The sequence below is a fragment of the Aequorivita capsosiphonis DSM 23843 genome (genome assembly GCF_000429125.1).
Taxonomy (GTDB): Bacteria; Bacteroidota; Bacteroidia; order Flavobacteriales; family Flavobacteriaceae; genus Aequorivita; species Aequorivita capsosiphonis.
Genome location: NZ_AUBG01000001.1, coordinates 15081 through 36775, shown reverse-complemented (window position 1 = coordinate 36775; position 21695 = coordinate 15081). Strand labels below are relative to the sequence as shown.

The 21695-nt window shown below is 36.3% G+C and carries 14 protein-coding genes; 6 read left to right on the top strand and 8 right to left on the bottom strand.

All coding sequences use genetic code 11. From position 1 onward, the window contains the following. Positions 1 to 163 precede the first annotated feature (163 nt). The 4 genes from G440_RS0100240 to G440_RS0100220 all read left to right on the top strand — a co-directional run bounded on the left by G440_RS0100240 (position 164) and on the right by G440_RS0100220 (position 3203). Positions 164 to 364: a CsbD family protein gene (locus G440_RS0100240; RefSeq protein WP_026449465.1), complete on the top strand. Its 201-nt coding sequence runs from the start codon at positions 164 to 166 to the stop codon at positions 362 to 364. 297 nt (positions 365 to 661) lie between these two features. After that, on the top strand, positions 662 to 1285 hold the full coding sequence (locus G440_RS19100; RefSeq protein ID WP_034258684.1) for a hypothetical protein: 624 nt from the start codon (positions 662 to 664) through the stop codon (positions 1283 to 1285). Then, a complete protein-coding gene (locus G440_RS0100225; RefSeq protein ID WP_026449464.1) occupies positions 1266 to 1775 on the top strand; it encodes a PRC-barrel domain-containing protein in 510 nt (169 codons plus the stop codon). Before G440_RS19100 ends, G440_RS0100225 begins: the two co-directional genes overlap by 20 nt. Before the next feature lie 231 nt (positions 1776 to 2006). Further along, entirely contained in the window at positions 2007 to 3203 is a 1197-nt protein-coding gene (locus G440_RS0100220) for an IS256 family transposase (protein ID WP_026449463.1), read from the top strand. 4100 nt (positions 3204 to 7303) lie between these two features. Here G440_RS0100220 and G440_RS0100165 read toward each other — a convergent pair. The 8 genes from G440_RS0100165 to G440_RS0100130 all read right to left on the bottom strand — a co-directional run bounded on the left by G440_RS0100165 (position 7304) and on the right by G440_RS0100130 (position 18847). After that, positions 7304 to 9493, bottom strand: a complete 2190-nt coding sequence (locus G440_RS0100165) for a PepSY domain-containing protein (protein ID WP_026449458.1) — start codon at positions 9491 to 9493, stop codon at positions 7304 to 7306. 80 nt (positions 9494 to 9573) lie between these two features. Further along, entirely contained in the window at positions 9574 to 10059 is a 486-nt protein-coding gene (locus tag G440_RS0100160) for a DUF2271 domain-containing protein (protein ID WP_026449457.1), read from the bottom strand. Between the two features lies 1 nt (position 10060). Further along, positions 10061 to 11551, bottom strand: coding sequence for an ankyrin repeat domain-containing protein (locus tag G440_RS0100155; protein ID WP_026449456.1), 1491 nt, complete (start codon positions 11549 to 11551; stop codon positions 10061 to 10063). 72 nt (positions 11552 to 11623) lie between these two features. After that, a complete protein-coding gene (locus G440_RS0100150) occupies positions 11624 to 12532 on the bottom strand; it encodes a DUF6607 family protein (RefSeq protein ID WP_026449455.1) in 909 nt (302 codons plus the stop codon). 6 nt (positions 12533 to 12538) lie between these two features. Next, positions 12539 to 13780 (bottom strand): T9SS type A sorting domain-containing protein, encoded by a 1242-nt coding sequence (locus G440_RS0100145; RefSeq protein WP_026449454.1) that lies wholly within the window; start codon positions 13778 to 13780, stop codon positions 12539 to 12541. A gap of 36 nt (positions 13781 to 13816) precedes the next feature. Continuing rightward, on the bottom strand, positions 13817 to 15220 hold the full coding sequence (locus tag G440_RS0100140; RefSeq protein ID WP_034258680.1) for an HmuY family protein: 1404 nt from the start codon (positions 15218 to 15220) through the stop codon (positions 13817 to 13819). Between the two features lie 2 nt (positions 15221 to 15222). Further along, positions 15223 to 17355, bottom strand: coding sequence for a TonB-dependent receptor plug domain-containing protein (locus G440_RS0100135; RefSeq protein WP_026449452.1), 2133 nt, complete (start codon positions 17353 to 17355; stop codon positions 15223 to 15225). Between the two features lie 532 nt (positions 17356 to 17887). Further along, positions 17888 to 18847, bottom strand: a complete 960-nt coding sequence (locus tag G440_RS0100130) for a helix-turn-helix domain-containing protein (RefSeq protein ID WP_026449451.1) — start codon at positions 18845 to 18847, stop codon at positions 17888 to 17890. A gap of 1823 nt (positions 18848 to 20670) precedes the next feature. Between G440_RS0100130 and G440_RS0100115 the strand changes: the two genes are divergently transcribed. Both G440_RS0100115 and G440_RS0100110 read left to right on the top strand, forming a co-directional pair. Further along, positions 20671 to 21024 (top strand): single-stranded DNA-binding protein, encoded by a 354-nt coding sequence (locus G440_RS0100115; RefSeq protein ID WP_026449450.1) that lies wholly within the window; start codon positions 20671 to 20673, stop codon positions 21022 to 21024. Between the two features lie 92 nt (positions 21025 to 21116). After that, entirely contained in the window at positions 21117 to 21497 is a 381-nt protein-coding gene (locus G440_RS0100110; protein ID WP_026449449.1) for a DUF6876 family protein, read from the top strand. The last annotated feature ends 198 nt before the right edge of the window (positions 21498 to 21695 follow it).

Here is a 21695-nt window from a genome sequence, read left to right as displayed (position 1 = left end):
ATATACTTATAAGATTTGCTATTATCAATGAAGCTATTAGAATAGCTTATTGCTACCCAACAATTCTATTAACAATAACTTAACCAGCATTTATAATTTTTTAAGATTTGAGTTTTTTAATTTTATAAACACAAAACAATGTTTAACCTTAAAAATTAAAGCTATGAGCGCATTTTCAGACAAAATAAAAGGTAATTGGAATATTGCCAAAGGAAAAATCAAGCAACAATGGGGCGATCTTACTGACGACGATCTAGATTACCAAGAAGGTAAAGAAGACGAGTTAAAAGGACGTATCCAGAAAAAAACAGGAGAGACAAAAGAAAATGTCAACAAGTTTTTTGACGATATGAAATTTGATTAAAACTTTCCCTAAAATATAATTACAAAATCCCGCCATTTGCGGGATTTTGTAATTTAACTAAAGCTCGTTTTATCGCATTCTTTGATTCATTTTCAATATTTCTTACTTCAATTTTTATTATTATATCCATTGATTTATATTCTAAATTTTCAAGATGATCCTAACTATTTGTTGTTGTTAATCGTATAAAATTTTTCTGTACCTCATTTACCTTAAATCAACATAACTACTTGACTTATAAAGATTCCTTTAGTAATTTAGAGACTCAAACTATTTTAACAACATAAAAAACTCGCTATGGCTGAAATTAAAATTAAAAAGAAAGAACCAATCTGGCCTTGGATTTTAGGCTTGCTCCTAATTGGCGCAATTGTCTATTTCCTTGTATTTGCAGACGATTCAACAGATGATGTTGATGATGTTACTACAACTAAAACAGAACAACCGATGAATCAGGATGAAATGGATAATTCCAATGATCTTAAAAATGTAAGTGAAATTAACGATTATAACATTTATGTTTCTAATCCAGATATGGATGTAGATCACGAATATTCCAGCGAGGCGCTCAAAAGGTTGATTGCCGCAACTAGTGCAACGGCTAATGAATTACAAATAGATATAGATGCAGATATGTCCGCTGCTAATTCATTAGCTAATGAAATTAAAAAAGATCCAGAATCTTTAATGCATGCTAATAAGATTAAGGATGCGGCTCATAAAATTACAAAAGCCCTAAAAACAATACAAACAGAAAAATTTCCCCAATTAACTTCTCAGTACACCGAAGTTGAAACAGCAGTTTCAAATATTAATGTAGACACGCCAACTTTAGATCAAAAGAGTGCTTTAAAAGCCTTTTTTAATAAAGCTGGTAATTTATTAACCTCAATACAAAATAATGATGGACAATCACAATAAAAATTTATATTACCTACACGAATTATCCGATTATACTGTTGATGATGGATACGCTGATGTTCGCGGCTGGGAAGTAAAGGACAAAGATTTAAGAGTAATCGGAAAGGTGGATAATCTTCTGGTTAATAAAAAAACAGAACGTGTTGTATATCTGGACGTGGAGTTAGATACTTCAATAATAGACGCAAATCATCAACCTTATAGTAGTGCATCGAGAAACGATGGAGTACACGAATTTTTAAATGAAGACGGTGAAAATCATCTCATAATCCCCATTGGTTTAGCAATCCTAAATGAAGATGACAAAAAGGTCTACACAAAAAGTATAGATCATAAAACATTTGCCGAAACTAAAAGAGTTAAAAAGAATACTGCTATAAATAGAGAGTACGAAACCCAAGTTCTTGAAAGCTATAATAGAGAGGGTATTAAATATCCAGAAGACGATACACTTTATGAAAGAGGTGAATTTATTCCCCGCAATTCCTAGATTTTAATTATTGGTTAGTTAAGAAACCGAGGTTTTTATCTCGGTTTTTTTCATTAAACTAGGATCTGAAAGCAAATTTCATTTGCAGCTATCAACTGAAAAATACTAAATTCATTAAAAGGTTGAAACTAGCTGTTGATTTAGGGGACTATCTCATAAAGTGTGTAAGTTAAATAAATAGCGGGGGCCGGCCCCCGCTATTTATTTATTAACTTTAAATTTTTACACATTATGAAGAAAGATGATTTAATTTCAGATGATTTTCTGAAGCAGTTCAAAACCCACGAAGAGCTCACTGGCTTTTTGAAGCAGATCCAGAAACGTGGGATCGAAAAGATGCTCGAGGGTGAGCTCGACAGCCACCTTGATTATGAGAAGCACCAGAAGTCCACCGGAGCCAATGTACGCAACGGACACGCCAAGAAGAAAATAAAAACTTCCTTTGGTGAGTCCGATATTGCTGTTCCCAGGGACAGGGAAGCCTCGTTCAATCCAATGATCGTGCCCAAGCGTGGCAACATGGTCGATGGGATTGAAAACGTCATCGTATCGCTCTACGCCAAAGGAATGAGCAATAGCGATATCGAAGAGCAGATACGTGAGGTCTATGACTTTGATGTATCTACCTCGACCATATCAAGGATCACCGAGAAAGTATCCGGCGACATCATCGCTTGGCAGAATCGTCCATTGGAACCGGTCTATTTGATTGTCTGGATGGATGGCATTGTGTTCAAGGTTCGCGAGAACTCCAAGGTCATCAACAAGACTGTCTATATTGCTGTTGGCCTGCGCCGCGATGGTAAAAAGGAAGTACTGGGACTATGGCTCGGCAAAAATGAGTCGGCCGCTTTCTGGATGAGTGTCCTGACCGATATCAGAGCACGTGGAACCGAGGATATACTTATCACGGCAACCGATAACCTAAACGGTTTTACTGACACCATCAAGAACGTGTTCCCAGAGTCCAAGACCCAGATCTGTGTGGTCCACCAGATCCGTAATGCTTGCAGGTACGTTGTATGGAAGGACAAGAAAGCCTTTACCGCGGACATGAAGCATATTTATAATGCCCCCAATCAAGAGGCGGCAAAGGTGGCCTTAGATGATTTTGCCCAAAAATGGAACGATAAATATTCCTATGCAATCAAGAGTTGGCGGGATAACTGGGAAGAACTTACGGTGTTCTATGAGTTCCCGCTGGAGATAAGGAAGATTATCTATACCACAAACCTTATCGAGAACCTAAACGGGAAGATAAGAAAGTACACTAAAAATAAGCTTTCCTTCCCAACGGATGATGCCGTGATGAAATCCGTATATTTGTCGGTACGCGAGGCAACCAAGAAGTGGACAATGCCAATAAGGAACTGGGGCATTATCCTAAATCAGTTCCTGACGATCTATGAAAAAAGGGTCAGACTTTAAAAAAGTCCAACCCCTGTTATTTTAAACTTACACACTTAGCGGGATAGTGTCTGATTTAGATTAGAGATGCAGGTTTATTTCCGTCTTCAATATCTCAGCTCACTAAAGTCATATTAGTCTACTTTCCCTTTCCGTTTGTCTTCCCTATATTCCTCTTCCCTGTTGCCCTTTTCGTTCAGGATTACTGTCTCATGGTTCAGGACGGGTTTTTCTTCTTTATCTAAAATGATTACGTTTTTTGAAAAGGGTTGAAAACATGAAATTTGAAATAATAATTTTTAAAAATGCGCTCATCATGAATGTCTATATAATAAAACTTAATCATAAGTTCGCAATTGACTATCTCAAAATAAAAAATCTAAAACAAATTTTCTGTTTTCCTCAAACAAGATGAATGCCTTATAAATTTATGGATATTTTTAATTAAATTAAAAGACCATTTCAATTCTTAGCAGCCGTCAAACTGAAGGGAAAATCATAAGAGATAAAATAGTGAAGAATAATGCTATTCCAATAATAAGGATAAGAACTTCAAATGATGGATAATCGAAAATTGCGAGTAACCCCTTTTTAACAGACATATTAAGATCATTTTGACTCCGAACATCATAATCCTTCAGAGTCAAATTCTGAGTAAAAATAGTATTGTTTATGCTATTTGCTTAACTCAATAAATCTAATAATTAATTGAATCAGCCTCATATTTTCTCTTTTAAAAATTTAAAGCACTTGAAAAATATCTAATTCAACTGTATTCTCAAAAGCTTTTATTCTTAAAAATGTACTCTGTGAATTAGATAGTTGCGCCCATTTTTGATTTTATCGCTTCAGTTATTAATGGAATTAGCTCGAGAAGAGATTGGGATTATTTTTTTGTTTAGCTTTACTTATTAGGAAAATTTTTAATAGTATTATATGGCATTTGTTTCCGAGATTTTGATTGCAGGAATTTTCGCGACAATTTCTATGACCTGTTTTAGTTACGCGATGTCGTTCATTTTAAGCAGCAATTTTAAAGAGCCTCAAATTTTAAACTTTCTAATCTATAAAGATTCCAGTAATCAGTCATTCGTAAAAAGACACCATATTTATGGTTGGCTGATTCATTTTTTTGTCGGTATAATGTTTGTAGTATTATTTAAAATAATCCAAATTTCTTTTAATCTTGAACTATCCTATTTGAATGGTCTCATTTATGGATTTCTTGGAGGGTTATTGGCTATTCTTGTTTACACTCTTGCATTCGCGATATTCTCAAAGCCTCCCATTACTAACAGGTCGTTGTTTTTTGGTCAATTGGTAATTGCACATATCATTTTCGGTTTTGTCATGTTATTTTTTTTAAGGCATTTATAAATTCCGCTCAGTATCAAAATTTGGTAGGATAGTCAATTGGAAAAAACTAGCTTTATTCAAAAATATCATTGGTTGCGAAACCCATAAGAAAGTTGTTCTCTTCAAATACTTCATTCAATTAAAAGGGTTTAGTGTTTGGCCTATGAATTAAGTATCGGAACCCTAGACATTCTTCTCATCTATTTTTCCTTCTCTGTTATACTTGCGATATTCTTTTTCCTGATTAGCATTATTCTTCTTAGAATCCATAGGTCTTTGTTTGAAGCTGATTTCTTCTTCAAATTCCTCGATCGCAATACTTTTAAGATCAATTGATTTACAAATTGAATTTGGATGTACCTGGATGTTAGGAAAATCACTTTAAGAGATAAAGTAATTAATTTTAGAATGGTGATTTCTCACCTAAATCTTTCTCCGCAACTTTCCATCGCCCATTCTCCTGTATAATTTTAAAAGTCTCTGGCGACGCCTCATAAGAAGAAGTAAATTTCACCCAGGCTATTTCCCCATCCACTTTTTACTGTGAAACCTTATAATTAGATTTTCCAAGTGTTGGCTGTCATTATATCTTGAATGGCCATAAATGATTCATAACTCTCAATAGTAGTGTATTCTTTCATTTTCTGATTATCTTTATGGTAAAAACTTTCCAGAACTATTTTGGCAGTTTCAGTAGGGCATAAGTTCTTGGAAGCCAGCAGCACCAACTACTAGAATGAGTATTAATGCTAAATTTTTAATATCAGGTTCAGTTTGGGGTACTGATATATTTATTTCAGACTTTCAATTTTATATTTCGTTCTCCATATTTTTCATTCAGTTCTAAAATGACCATTTTATCTTTATCTAATGAAAATACGCGCCGAATGCCGCACCTCTTATTTGATATTGCTAAGAATGAAAAAACCCGCCAAACATTGTTAGCAGGTTTTAATGAGATTTGATGATCTCTAGGCGGAGAAAGGAAGTTTTTGGGTAAGAAGAGGTTGCAGTGGACTTTAATTAATTTACAGTAAATCTATTCAATAAAAAGCAATAGAATGAATAATCTTTATTTGGGACTGAAATTTAAACAATCTATTGATAACAAAACTATTTAGCTTATTCCTAATATTAAGGAAGAATCAACATTGGATCATAAAAGTTTTGGATACAACCCCAAAGATTTTGGTATCCATTCCACTTGACTACTTATGGAGAAGGCTGGGAAATGCCGAATGTCATTCCAATCTTCGACTTTGATGTCACGTCTACTTTAATCCTATCTCACATTAATGTTCAGTTTTCATAAGTCGCTCAGCCCATTCCTCTTCATTCCGCAAAAAGCTTCATCCCGGGAAAAGAGCTTCACTAAAATGATCTTGGACACAACTCCAAAGCTTCCAATTTCCATTCTACTTGCCCGCTCATTTCCGAGAAAAAATCGCGAAGCGTGCAAACTCCACTTCGACTCCGCTCCGCACAGGCATTCCATCTCCATCTTTGAAGTTAAGTCCGCTTTAAATACTGCTAGCTATTAAATACAGATGTTAAATCCCGTTCAGCACTTTCCCCTGCATTCCGCGAAAAGCTACATTCCGGAAAAAGAGCTTCACTAAAAAAATCTTGGACACCATCCCCAATTTCTACTTTCCATTCCACTAACCCGATCCGCCCCGAAACCTTGAGACTAGAACGGGACGCTTCATTACAATCCGAAATTGTGAACGAAGTCCGCTTTAAATTCTGCTAAGAATTAAAAACAGTTCTCATAACCCATTCAGCACTTTCCCCTGCATTCCGCGAAAAACTACATTCCGGAAAAAGAGCTTCACTAAAAAATCTTGGACACCATCCCCAATTTCTACTTTCCATTCCACTAACCCGATCCGCCCCGAAACCTCGAGACTAGAACGGGACGCTTCATTACAATCCGAAATTGTGAACGAAGTCCGCTTTAAATTCTGCCAAGAATTAAAAACAGTTCTCATAACCCATTCAGCACTTTCCCCTGTATTTCGCGAAAAGCTACATTTCGAGAAAAGAACTTCTCTATGAAGGTCTTGGACCCCATCCCCAATTTCTGCATTCCATTGCACTAATTCCATCCGCTCCGAAACCTCGTGACTGTAACGGGACGCTTCATTACATTCCGAAATTGTGAACGAAGTCCGCTTTAAATTCTGCTAAATACCAAAAGCAGTTTTTATATCCCGTTCAGCACTTTCCCCTACATTACGCGAAAAGCTTCATTTTGGGAAAAGAGCTTTACTACAAGGTCTTGGACACCATCCCCAATTTCTACTTTCCATTCCACTAACGCGATCCGCTCCGCTGGAACGGAACGCTGCATTACAATCCGAAATTGTGAACGAAGTCCGCCCGTCTTGAATTCACATTTTTGCGTTTGTTTCCACTTCCCTTGATTTAGTATTTCACATACGTCCTCTAGAAACCTCCCGAGCCGCCACCGGCCTTACCTTTTTTTGACAACAAAATACCAACATTTGGAAGTTAAACGGACTGCATAACCGGTCGTGCCTCCCTTTTATAAGTCCTTATTAATTTCAGATATTGAAAATGTATCAGCAACAAAAAAAGGTAACAGCGCCGGCCCTATGGGAAGTAAATCTAAAACGAAAATTATGAAATCTTACGAAATCAATAAAAGGGAAGTGGAAACAAAGTTAAAAAAACAAAAGCAAGAAAACGCTCTTTCATTTTTCGAATCCAAAATTTCATCTATTAAATTGAAAAGTTAAATGCTAATAACAATCCATTTTCAGCTGCCCATTGTTGATTAAAATATCTAAAGTTATTTCGCAACTTATAAAAATTTCTTCTAAAACTTCAAGAACGCCATGTTGCATAGCGAGGGAGCCGCAAATCATAATGATGCCGTCTGCGTCGATGATTTTTAAAATTGCATTCTTTTGTAGCAATACCAAATCCTGCACATATTGTTTGTTAACTTCTTGGGAAAAGCACTTTTGAATAACTATACCGTAGTTTTTCAAATTTTCAATTTCCAAAATACTATCGTATATACTTGATGAGTCCTTTGAACCCCCGCCCCAAAGAAGTTTTATAGACGCATTTTTGTTTTCGTCCATCATTCCTAAAAATGGGGCTATCCCTGTTCCATTTGCAATCAAAAATGCTGAATAGGCTTTCTTCGGAAAGTGGAAATGTGAATTTGTTTCAATAGCCGCCTTAAAAATGGCACCTTTATTTAATTCAAAAAGATAGGAAGAACCGCGGCCAAATTCGTGTTTTTTAATGCTTAATAAAATTTCGTCACCCATTCGCGCGATGGAATATTGACGTGCAATTTCAGTTTCGTTTGGAAAAACTGACAACAAATCGCCAGAAGTAAATTTTACTTTTCGTTTTGGTTTTAGACGAAGTAAAAAAGTGTTATCAATATTCAATTCGGTTCTTTGAATAACTTCAAAAGAGATTTGCCTTAGTTTTTTCTTTCGTTTTGTAGGTTCAATTTGTAGTGAAACTTCTGTTTTTTCACTCCATTTTTTCGCCCATTTTTTAAAGTCGGTAAAATCTGCATTGTCTATTTTATAAATAGGCAAAACAGCTTGAAAATCATTTTTGGTTTTTAATAGCAAATCAATATCGATTGCGAACTGGCAATAATCTGGATATTCCAAAGACCCAAAACCTACTACAGAATAATTGATTTTGTTGGGCTGAATTACAGCCTTAAAAAGATTTTCGAATTTTCGCGCGTTTGTGGGCGGTTCGCCTTCCCCATAAGTTGCGGTGAGGATAATAATGTGTTTTGCTTTGGCGTAGGTGGAATAATTGTTCAGTTCGGTTAAAAAAACATTCTTTCCGACAAGGGTGAGTGCATTGTAAAGTCGGGTTGCAAAATCGAAACTTGTGCCAGTTTCGGAGCCTACTAAAATTACAAATTCACTTACATCTTTATCAGGCATTGCTGAGGTTGTACTTACTTTTTTGCGTCTTTTTAATGTCATCACAAATCCCGAATACATAAAGAATGCGATGGAAGCGCTGGAAATTAACAACACGATTGACCACAATACACTGCCCTCGCCTGTGTGGAGCACCAAACTTAAACGCGAAGCCAGTATAATATATGGATATGAAACACTGCTCATGATCTCACCCGTTTGCTGGTTTATTTTAATTTCTTTGTCGTTTAAGGCAATGTGAACATAATCTTCTGGATCTTCAGAAAAGGGAAATTCTACTTCTCTTATTTCGGAAAGTCTTGTTTCCTTGAAAAAGGGAATTTCTGATAGATTTCTAAAATATGTTGTTTCTTCTGAAATTTCTTTCTTCTTAAATTCAATAGCGGTATCTGGCAATAAATTAAATCGTTCTGCGGAAAGATAAATTCCGGTTAACGCAAGTATTATAATAGGGATAAAAAATATTCTGCTGAAAATTACGTGATAGCGCATTTCAAAATATTCCTTTTGCACTTTTGAAAAGAGCTTTTTGATGCCGCCCTGTCTTTTCGCCAATAAAAACATTCCAGTAAGAGCAATAAGAAACAGCAAAAATGAAACAAAGCCAACGAAAAAGCGGCCTATACTTTTAAGAAATAACGAGCGGTGCAGGTTTGTGGCAAAGCTGTAAATTTCCGGTCTTTTAAGAACTTCGCCAAGTTTTTCCCCAGTTTCTGGATTGATGTAGATATCGAGGGTTTCCAAATCTGCCGTAAGCACCGATGCTTTTACGAAACCAGAAGATTCCACTTCTATTGAAAATACTTCGTCGTAATTATCTTTTAATCCCTCAATCGCCGTCGCCAAAGAAACATCTTTCAGATTTGCTACCGTAAAGCCTTTTGCTTGGTGTGAAATAGGCTCGACTGCCAAAATAACACCTGTAACAGAAGCGACGAGTAGAAATAGAGAAGAGGCGAGGGCAAGTACTAAATGACTGTACCTCCAGATGGAAATGGTCATAGAATTTTAAGATGTAAAATTTTAGATGTGAGATTCGAAACCGATACTAAAACCAAATCTCAATTCTTAAAATCTCTAGATTATTGCGTGAGCATACGGACGTAACGGATAAAGCCTTTGCCTTCTTTTTTGCTTTTTAGATTTTCAGTTGTCAGCGGTAACTGTAGGTCATCTTTATAATATTTTACGTCTTCAACTGAAGTTTCAAAACGTAGGCTGTAGCCTTTGTCAATATTATTTGTGGGAATCTGTAGGACGCTAACATTGCGTTCGCCGCCGCTGATTGTTTCGCCAGAAATGGCATCGATATTTGGGCGGTGTTTTCCGTAGAATTTCCACCACTCGCTTATTTCGCTATACCATTCCGGGTCCTTTCCCAAGACTTGTAGGGTTTCTTCGTACTCACCTTTTGGGTTCATTAAGGAAACTATTACGTAAGCGCCTTCCCCTGTATAGTTAGTCATTTGGATAAGGCATTTCACTGGTTTGGTTTGAGTGGCAGTGAATCCTGCGATTAAGGATCCAACTATAAATAAAGCGGGTAGTATTTTAAAAATATTCTTCATCTTATTTTAAAAAATTCAGTTCTATATTTTGTTTCTGCAATTGCTCATTTTCACTCGCAAGGTCAAAAGCCGTTTCCTCAAAACTGGTGTTTGCATTTTTATCGGCGCCAAGGGAAATCAAATATTTAATCAGTTGGTCGTTTTCGGCTTTCATTGCGGCTTGGTGCAATGCGGTCAAGCCTTCACTGTTTACAGCGTTTACAGGAATGTGGAAAATTGAAAGACGTTTCATCAGTTCTAGATTGTTTTCTTTAGCCGCGAAGTGGAAAAGGGTGTTGCCATTGGCTTGAGGGATGTTAAGTTTCAATCCCTTGGCCTCAAGCATTTTCAATTTGCTTTCAAATTCTCCCACTTTCTTTGCGTTGAACGATTCTGCCAAATAGTATGCGACTGTATTACCGATGGCGTCTTTTGCCAAAGCGTCGTTTCCTTTTTGCAATAAAAAGTCAACCACTTCTGGGCTATTTCCTGCCACCGCAAGCATTAGTGCACTTTGCTCTTTTTTGTTTGCCAGTTTATAATCGCTAACGTTTTTCGAAAGCAATTTTACCATTTCCAAATTATTACGAGAAGCAGCGTTTAAAAATGGGGTGTTTCCTTCCGAATCTTGTTGGTTTACATTTGCTCCGGCATTTAGAAAAAATTCAAAAATTGTTTGATCTTTATTTGTATACCCCAAGCGGTGTAAGGGCGTGTAACCATCTTTTGTAACCACATTAGGATTTAACCCAATACTTTTTAAATACTCATAAATTTTGAAGTTATTTTCAAAACCTCGTGCGCCTTGTGCTGTAAATAGGAAAGCATTTCCGCCCTTTTTATTTAAGGTTTTATAATCAATTCCTTTTTTTACAATCGCTTTTAAGAAATCTATATTTCCTCTTTTGGCGGCGTAATTAAAAATACCGTTGCCTTCATTATCGGCACTGTTCAGTGAAATTCCTTTACTGGTGAAATAATCCGTTTCCTGTAAATCTATGAAATATGGAGCTGCAAGAAGTAATGTATTTGCGCCATCTTCATCTTTCTCTTCGGAAAGGTTTACGCCATTTGCAATAAATAAATCATAGATTTTGGTATCAGTCAATCCCGAACATGCTGCAAAAACAAGTGGGGTAGCTGAATGACTGTCCAAAGCTGAAATTGATGAACCCATTGCCAAAAGCCTTTTAACTATTTGCGTTTTTCCGGCATATGCGGCCCAGTGTGAATAGATGCGGCTGTCGTGGGTGCGTTTATCAACCGGGTTGCCTTCCAGCGACAGTAAATAATTTATAATATTGTTATCTGCATTGGTAATTAGCGCATAAACAGTGGCATCAAAACCATTTTCATTTAAAGCGGTAGCATCGTGGTCTTCAGAAATTTTCTGCTTTACGAATTCCAAATTTGGGTTTTCCGTCCAAAATGCTCGGTCTAAAAGCACATTTTTTTGCTGTGCCACCGAAGTGAAAGCTATGAGAAACAGAAAGGATTTGATTATTAGTTTCATGGTTTTTTTATTTAATCAAAAAAATATTCCCTCCCAACCTCCCCAAAGGGAGGATAGGGGGAATAGAACTATTTATTTTTTTACAAAAGAATCAATAACACCATCAATTGCGGCTTTATCGTTATAGCTTTCTTCTTCAAATAAAAATTTATACAAAGGTTTGTTGTCTACTTTTTCTTCAAGGGAAAGGTCTTTGTTTTGGGCATAAACTTGATCCCATTTGTTGCGTACAAGTGTCCATTTTTCACCATTGTCTTTCCACCATTTTGCGGCGACTGCACAGCGGCTGTCATCTACTTTTACATAGGTATTGAAGCCTTTCTCCTTGGCCAGAATTAAATCTTCCTTGCCAGCTTCGCGAATTATCTTTTCATTGTCCTGGTCGTGAACCCAACCAAAATCGGTTATTTCAACACGATTGCCGCGTAGGGTTAAGTTATAATCACTTCTGGTAGTGTATTCGCGTCTTGGCAAGGGGGCCTCAGTAGTGTTTTCCCAAAAATGTTTGCCGTCAACGTGTACCCAAGTACCAGAACCTTCATAACGCGGACTGTCATCAACTTGAAAAACCTTTTGGGTCCATTGCCCTTTTACTTCTGTTAGTGGTTTTTTTACATATTTCCAGATATTGTCGGCATTGTAAGTATAAAAATCTGTATTCTCAAAAAGCCAATCTTGGCGCCAGTGTTTTACCACCATCGGCTCGGCTGGGTTACCCACTTGCAATAAATGCTGAATCACAATTTTATTATCTTCGTCGGTTATTATTTCTGCCCATTCCAAACCGGAGGAAATTTCATTGTGAGATGGTTTATACAGAGAATCTTTGCTGTAATTAAAAGTTTCGGCGAAGTTGAAAGTAACTTCATAGCAGCCACACATGTCTTTAATTGCCTTTTTATCCAATTCTTTTTTATCCTGTGCCTGCATTGTGATTGCTGAAACAATTACGGCAACCAGTAGCGATATTTGTTTTTTCATTTTAAATTAATTTAGGAGAAGTTTTTTTGAAATACTGTTGTTGCCAGCTTTAAACTGAACTATGTACATTCCGCTCTGCAAAGCAGAAAGGTCAAGGGTTTTGTTGAAAAAACCGTTGTGTGAACCAACTTTGGAAGTATGCACCAATTTGCCTTGCACGTTGTAAACTGAAATAGTATTTTCCTGTGAAACCGAGTTTTTCAAATCGTAAACCACGTTCACCACTTTATCGGTGGAAGGGTTAGGGTACATACCGAAAGCAACGCCTTCAGAAATATCTTCAAGACCCAAAAGATCTGAAACATCTTCAAAATTGAAGCTTAGGTTTCCAGTTGAAGCGCCTTCAAAAGTTTCGAAAACTAGACGATACACCTCGTTTTCATCATACTTTATATAGTAAGCCATATCTGTATTCACTTCGTATCCTGTGCCGTTAAAAGTTTTCCAATCGTAGCCAACGGTGTTTATTTCCTCGGAATAATTTTGCCCGTTTGGATTGCCATTTCCGGTAGGCTCTTCGTTTTTAGCAACAGTTATATTTGGGCTTTGCAAAGTTCCGGTTACAATGTAATTTTCTCCCGGAGGATCTAAAAAGGTGTTGTATTTTCTAAATACGAAATCCCAAGAACCTACGGCTGGTTCTGCAATTACCTCGGCATTGTTTTGAAGCGAGTAGTAATTGTAGCGGTTGTTTGGATTGCTAGTGTTAGCAACCGTTGTAGTAGTCTCACCGACCCAAGATGTTCCATTCCATGTGGCATATTTAAAAGTATATCCCCCAAAATAATCTTCATTTATGAATTTTCTGTAGGTACCATTGGCATATTTTAAAACAAAAACAATGGTTCCTTCCACGTGATGCGAAATAGGATTATACTCGCCCCAACCATAACTGGCGGAACCTTGCACAAAAGCACCATTGTCCCAATTTGTATCGTCGTTATAAAGCGAGGTCCAAGAAGCTTCATTGGCAATATCTATATTATTGAAATCGGCTGCATTATCCGCTGCTTCAAAAACTTGTATGCCAATACCATCATTTACACGAATACCAATACTTTGGGCGTTTTCACGTAAAAAGGCGATGTCCCAACTTGCTGCTGGATACGTATTTGTTTCCTCGGAAGAGAGTTTATAATATACCTCATCAGTATAGTAGGCACCCATTGATAGGGTTACGTTGGTCTGTTGCGCAGTTGCCGCCAGTGTGATGAGGGCGAAGGCTGCAATTTGTAATGATTTTTTCATTTGAAATTGGTGTTATTGGATTTTTGTTTAATTGGATTATTTTAATAGTTCGTATTTAAATTCGGGGTAACCGCGTTGGCCATTGTCGTTAAGAAGGGCGGTAAATTTGAGTTTGTAAACATTGCCGTTAGAATCTTTAATGATGTAGAAAATGTTATTCACCAGCACCTTTTCTTCATTCATAACATCTCTCCAACTAGCACCTATTACTAGCTGATCCATCTTAAAGTTGTTGGCAATTACATTTGATGTATTAAAATTTTCATAAGTATATTGATCTTTGGTCACGCTGTAAGCAGTAACGCCACCTTTACGATTGTGCAATACTCCGTCTGAATAGCCATAAGATCCAGCGCCATCAATAATATTTGTAAAAACAGTGAAATTAATGTCCCAGCGGCCCGCCTCAGGCTCTACATTTACTACAGAATTTGTATTAAAACTGAAAAATGTTGCATTGAAACCAGCAGATTTGTTGATGGTAATTTCTTGGTGGCTGGTGTCGTTTAGGTTTGCATACTGAAGTATGTAAGCGTCGCCAGTACGCAGAATTTTTAATTTTCTCCAACCGCGAGCATCGCCAGCTACAGCAACACTTCCATTAGTTGGAGATTCGGTGCCTACTTCGTAACCTAAATTCACTAAATAGACTTTGTTTTGGTCATCGTCTAAATTTATTTCTTCAATTGCAGTTCGATTTATATCTCCATCTGGGTAGTCAATATAGATTTCATTTGCGGGATCAAAAGTACCTACTGCCACTTGTGGCATTAAATCTTCAACATCGGCCTGCGTAATATTGTCAATATTTGTTTCTTGTAATTCAGCTGCAGCCATATAGATAGCCCCATTTATTCCAACTCGGAATTCATCTTGTGAAAAGAAAGCAAGATCCCAGGCATCGCGTTGGACTTTTGTGAAAGTTTTCCCGCTTAAATCCACATATACTTGAAACTGCTCGTTCGGACCGCCAACTTCAGGTTGAATGCTTCCGCCCAAAGCGGCTTCACTATTAAGTACGTGCGAAGTATTGCCGCGAATTTCAGCGTTTGGATAATCAATATTCGTAACTGTGAAAGTTATCTGCGTAGTTTCATCAAGATTTGGATTCAATTTATTGAAGAGGAAGGCATTGTTGCTACTTCCTTCATTTATTTGAAGTGTAATCTTGCCATCTATAGCGGCTGGTTCTGTAGTAAAATCTATACCATACACTGCGTTTTCTACATTTATTGAAATGGTGAAGGCACCGTTATTTTTTGCGGTTTGGGAATAAATCAAATTTATGTTTTCGTTCGCCTGTATTTCGCCCAAGTTTCCGGAAAGGGTTTCAAAAGCAACCACAAAGGGATCTGAGGTAAGATTATTGTCATCTGAACCACAAGAAGAAAGCCCTACCAGCGTCAAGAAAATGCAAATAATATTTTTAAAAGGTTTCATAATTATAATTTTAGATTGTACATAAGTTTTAAGAAATAGGATCGACCATACCCCAAGGGAATTTGCGCGCCGGGGCCGTTGTGTGTGCCACCATCAAAGGCAGTAGTGTTTACGGAGGTTACGTCAAAAATATTTCGGGAGCCAACGGTAGCAACAAAGCTTCCATTGAAAAATGATTTACTGATAGTAACATCCATCCAATTGTAGCCATCGGTTTTTCCGGTTTCAAATACTTGTTCGCCGGCGTCATTTGTTTTTTCAACAAATTGTTGTTGTTCGCTTATGTATTTAATGAAGGCTGAAAAAGTAGTGTTCCATTTAGGAAGGGTGTACCCAAAATTTGCATTTAGCTGAAGATTGAAAAGATAGTCTTCGTTATTATTTCTCGTTTCCAGAACTTTTGAAATTCCCTGTAAAGAGGCGCCCAATTGTACATTAAAGTTTCCGAAGAAAATTTCCTTCTCGGTAAATGCTCCAATAGCGCGATAGCTATCAATATTACTGTATTGAAATTGTAGCGGATTTTGTTGAACAACAATCAACTCTATGCGGTCGTCAAGTCCCAAATAATTAAAACTCAATTTATTTTTTATGCGAATCTTGCCATCGTTAAAACTGCTGTGTTTTTTTATATGAAGAAAAGCAGAAAGCCCTTTCTCGGGAAGTAATTCCGGATTTCCCTGAACATTGTGGTTTACATCAACAAAATAGGTGTAAAGTTCGTCGTAGTTTGGAGTTCGGTTAGCCGAGCCCAAAATGGCGCGGAGTTCCCACCCATTGTTCAAAATTTGTTTCGCACTCAACGAACCAATAAACTGCGTATCGAAAAGATTGCTGAAAGAAACTCTTGCACCGGGGCAGAATGAAAAACGATCTGATAATGTTATTTCTGAAGAAGCAAAAAAGTCGTAATTTTCCAGATTTTGGGTTATTTTTTCTTCGCCGGGAGTTATTACAACTGCTACCGCAGAGCCGCTTCCGCGTTCGTTGGTGAGTTCAAAACCCGTTTGGAGGCTCACGCTTTTAGAATTGATTAGATTACTAAAAGTACCACGCGAAAAGAAAGCACTGCGCTGTTGATATTCACCTTCTTCTACATTCTCTTTCTTATTTTCCCTTATTATATAAGTATAGCGCTCCAGATCCTTTGTCTGTTCTTGGTAGCTTACGGAAATATTATAGTTCACTTTTTTCAAAAGAGAGCCGGTTGCATTTAAGTGATGGTAAAAACGATTGTTAGTGAAAATCTCGTCCTGTGCAATCGGTCGGGTAGTGCCGGTGGCTGGATTTTCATTTACATCAACCAGTTCATTGTAATGCTCAATAGTTTCGTTTAAATAATCGAAACGATAAAATATTGCGAAATCATTTTTTTGGTAGGAAAGTAACATCTTGGTATTCTGTTGCAACTTTGGAAGCCATTCATATCCACGAAGACCATCATTGCGATCATATTTTTCGCCAAAACGATCATTCCAAAAACCAGCGAAATCGTTTCTTGAAAAAACTGCATTGGCGTAAAGATTCTCTGTGAAATTATGTCCTAGCTTTATTGATTGAATATGCCTGCCCTTATTGAATAATTCATATTCATCGCCCACAGTTTCTTCTTGAATATAAGTGCTGATTTCCCAATCTTTTTTAGAGGACTTTTTGGTGATGACATTGATGATTCCGGAAACAGCATTCGCGCCATATTGCACTCCCATTGCTCCTTCAACTATTTCTATGCGTTCAACGTCGTCCAGATTTATAAGGGTTAGGTCGGTGTTATTGCCCATGCCTTCTTCATTTATAATTGGCACGTTATCAACCAAAACTTTAAAATACTGACTATCCAAACCAAAAAGGCTAACTCCGCTTTTTCCGGTGGAAGTGTTTGGAGTAACATTAAGGTTCAAGGTGTTGCTTAGAACATCTGCAAGATTATTTCCTGCCTGTCTCTCAATATCATTACGAGAAATAACCTTTACTTCAAAAACAGATTTCCCAACAGATTGTGGATTGTGCTGTCCGGTAACAACAACTTGGTCAAGTTTTTCAACTTTTGAGGAATCTTTAAGCACTTCCCTTTGTGCAAAGAGGGACGTAGTTACTATTAATGTTGTGAAATAAATAATATACTTTCTAGTCATACTGTGAGTTAATTCAAAAAATACTGCTAACCACCTATTAAATTTCTATTTCAATTATCAGAGAAAAGCCATCATAGCCATAATAATGGTATAATTATTTTTAATTAATCTAAATAAAGAACAAATGTAAAGAGTGTTTTTCTTGTAGAGGAGATGAAGGGCCTAATTTTATTTAAGCTTTTTGATATCTTTTTTTACATATCTGGAGTTAAAATATGTGATAAACACATGTGCTATAAAGTATATTGTTTTAACATTGAACCCCATCATGAGGATGAATGGATTTGAGAAATTGCAACCAAGATGCAATTATATTTATGTTATTTAAAGTGGACGAGGGCGGGAGGATTGTTTGATTTAGTAAGAAATTGCTTTGTATAGAACCAATATTTTTTTGGAATACTATTTTATTTAGTGTATTTCGCCCACGCTATAAGGTTGTAATTGTATAATTGTAAAAAAATAATTTTGGAATCTAATTATGAACAACCTTCTTCAGGCATTCTATACTATAACATCAATATTGCGACAGTTATATTTGATATTTTTTTGGCGAGCATCCATAAAACTTTTTAAAGGCAACAGAAAATTGAACCAGACCATTATAACCGCACATTTCGGCAATTTCTGTTATGTTGTGTTTTTTCTCGCATAGCAGTCGTAAGGCATAATTCATTTTTAAGCTTATAATATAATTTTTTATGGTAACACTATAATAGCTTTTAAAGTCTTTTCTTAGCTTAGTTTCATTGAGAAACACCTTTTTAGAAAGTGCACAAATAGTAGGCGCATCCGTAAAACTAGAGTCAAGTATAAGCTTTGCTTGACATACTTTTGTAATTTCATCTTCATTAAATCCCACTGTATCTTTATATTTTTGTTGATGAAGATAGAGTTCCAACTGTATCAATAAAAGCTCTTGAACTTTATTTTCTATAAATATTCGTTTAAATAAACCTTCTCTTTTACATTTTTTGATTTCGTTTATAATTCCACCAATTAAAGGGTCAATAGGAAGATCTGAAACAAAAAGTTTGGAAGTAGTTTCATTGATAACGTGAGAAGCAAATTCCTTATGAGATTCGTAGCTATGAGGGATGAGATTAAAATAAAATTCTCTAGATAGAATAATCATAAAAATACTATCGGTTTCTCTATATGTTTTAACAAAACACGTATTTGAATTTGATCCATAGATTATATTGTGCGTAGGTCTTTCTTTATCTGCCTTAATTATAAATCTCATTATAATAGACTCTCCTGAAATTTCTAACCCTTCCGTTATATCTGATGATTGTATCGATTTTACTTCTCGAATCAAAATACCGGAAGCTTTGAGAATCTTGGACTGAAATAAAATAAGTTGACCACATTCCATACAGTAATTAATCTCTTCAAAAACCTGTCCTTTTTGGTAGGCAGAAATTAAACAGGTTTGAATGGACTCTGTATTTATTTCCTGTATTCTACCACATATCTTTAGGGTTTCCATTTTTTTTTAATGATTGGTTGTTAAATCGATTTCAACTTATATACAAGTTGAGCGCGCAAATCTATTTATATTCAGTCTAAATAAAAACAATATTAATGAATTAATCAATAAGAATTAAATATTTGTTTGATTGAAATGGAATGATTTTACAACTTTTCTAAAAATGGATAATAGGAGAAGACGTTCATTATTAACCAGATTAAGAATAATACGTCAATTACGATTTTTGTAGAGGAAATATTTATTACTCAATTGGATTAGTTGTTTAGGAGTTGTTAAAGCTGGATTTGAGACGAGTTGTTGAATTTTTGTAATATGGAATGCTAGTGACAAATTGACCCCATAAACAATTTCAAATTATATAGTTTGCAATGGAATTTCTACTGTTACAGTCATCAAAATATGCGGACTATGAAGAGGGGGATATAAGATATTTTAAATTATTATTAAGAAAGTGAACATACTAAAGAAATGTTAGCCTCATCTGTCTTAATGCTAAAGGATAAACAATGTTTTCTTTTGAGTGAGAACGAAATTTTCTAGAGTTTTGGTCTATTGTTAGAGGCTACAGATAAAACGGAAAGAAAAATTTTGTAATTACTTTGGCTTTTTCATTGCGGGTTTTAATCGCTTAGATAAGTTCGTGATTGTGCTAAGGCTATTTTAATAAGTTAACTAAATAATGTATGAATTCTAATTTGGTATTTTAACACTTTTAATCGTATTTTTAAGTTTGAATCTACTTTTAATTATGCTCAGAATAAGGTACAATTTATTTATTCCGTTCAGCACATTTCCCTACATTCCGTGAAGACTCCATTTCGGGAAAAGAGCTTCTCTACAAAGGTCTGGGACACAACTCCAAAGTTTCCAATTTCATTCCACTTGCCCGCTCTTTCCCTGAAAAGTCGGGAAGCGGTCAAACTCCATTCCATCTCCATCTTTGAAGTTAAGTCCGCTTTAAATCATGCAAAGAATCAAATGCTGTATTTATAACCCGTTCAGCACTTTCCCCTACATTTCCCGAAAAGCTACTTTTCGGGAAAAGAGCTTCTCTACAGAGGTCTTGGACACAACTCCAAAGATTCCAATTTCCATTAAGCTAATCCTGCCTGAAATACGGCAGGAACACTTCATTCCCAATCTTCATCTTTGAAGTTAAGTCCGCTTTAAATTCTGCTAACTATCAAATACAGATATTAAATTCCGTTCAGCACTTTCCCCTGCATTCCGCGAAAAGCTTCATTTCGGGAAAAGAGCTTCTCTACAAAAATCTTGGACACCGTCCCCAATTTCTACTTTCCATTCCGCTTGCCCTTCCCGCGCTGCTGGGAAGCGCACTCCATTCCTATCCGAAATTGTGAACGGAGTTCGCCTGTTCGGAATTCACATTTTTGCGTTTGTTTCCACTTCCATTGATTTAGTATTTCACATACGTCTTTTAGAAACCTCCCGAACCGCCACTGTCCCTACCCTTTTTTGACAGCAAAATACCAACATTTGGAAGTTAAACGGACTGCATAACCGGTCGTACCTCCCTTTTATAAGTCCTTATTAATTCCAAATATTGAAAATGTATCAGCAACAAAAAAAGGTAACAGCGACGGCTCTATGGGAAGTAAATCTAAAACGATAATTATGAAATCTTACGAAATCAATAAAAGGGAAGTGGAAACAAAGTTAAAAAAACAAAAACAGGAAAACGCTCTAGATATAATAAGTAAATCACTTCAAAAAAATAATAAACGCAAACTATCTGAAAGGTTCAGATGGTATTTTAATTAACCTGCCTGCCGGCAGGCAGGTCCTTAAATTTTTAAATCATGAGTACACTAAAAAACAAAGTACAGTTAATCGGGAATGTGGGCAATGCCCCCGAAACCAAGACCCTAGAGAGCGGCAAGAAAGTCGCAAACTTTTCACTTGCAACCAATGAATTTTATAAAAATTCAGACGGCGAAAAAGTGCAGAACACCCAATGGCACAATATTGTAGCTTGGGGCAAGATTGCCGAAATCGTAGAGAAATACGTGGGCAAAGGAAAGGAAGTTGCCATAGAAGGCAAATTGACCTCCCGTTCCTATGAAACCGAAGCAGGAGAGAAACGATATGTTACCGAAGTGGTAGCCGATGAAATCCTGTTACTTGGAACCAAGAACAACGGAAACGCTGAATAATAGCGGTAAAATTTAAGAGGGCGTTTCAGTCGAAAGTAGCGCCCTCTTATTCTCCCGATAGTTATCGGGATAACACTTTAAATAAATGTAAAATGAAAGCACAAGTTAACGAAATAAAACAGGGATTGCAACATTTTAGCGGAACAGATATGTTCTATCAAATCCCATTGACACGCACCCGATTTACCAACGGAATAAAATATTTGGTGGAAGCCGCTGAATGTTTTTGGCTGGTCACGGACACTTCAATAATTGCAAAAAGCCTAATGGAAAAAAGCTATTTTATAACCATTGACTTTAAGAGGTTAACGGAAGAGGAACAGCAAAAATTGGGATGTCAGGCGACCATTACCTATGGAGATGGAAATGGTACTATATTCGAAACACATAAATACAGAGTAACCGATTTTCCTTTGGATGAACTTCGCTTGTATTTTATAGACAATACATTGTTGTTGCCTAGCGAATATTAACAATTTTAGTTTGTAATTGTTATGACCAGAAAGACCCTTAAAAACCTCAAGGGTCTTTTTCCATTTGAAAATATTTCATTGAACAATCCGCAAATGAATTGATAATTCCTTGACTAAAATTTAAGTTGTTCAAATTGAATTTCACAAAAATTAATGATCAATTCTAAATTTCAAATGAGACTCTTAATTTTCTATAAA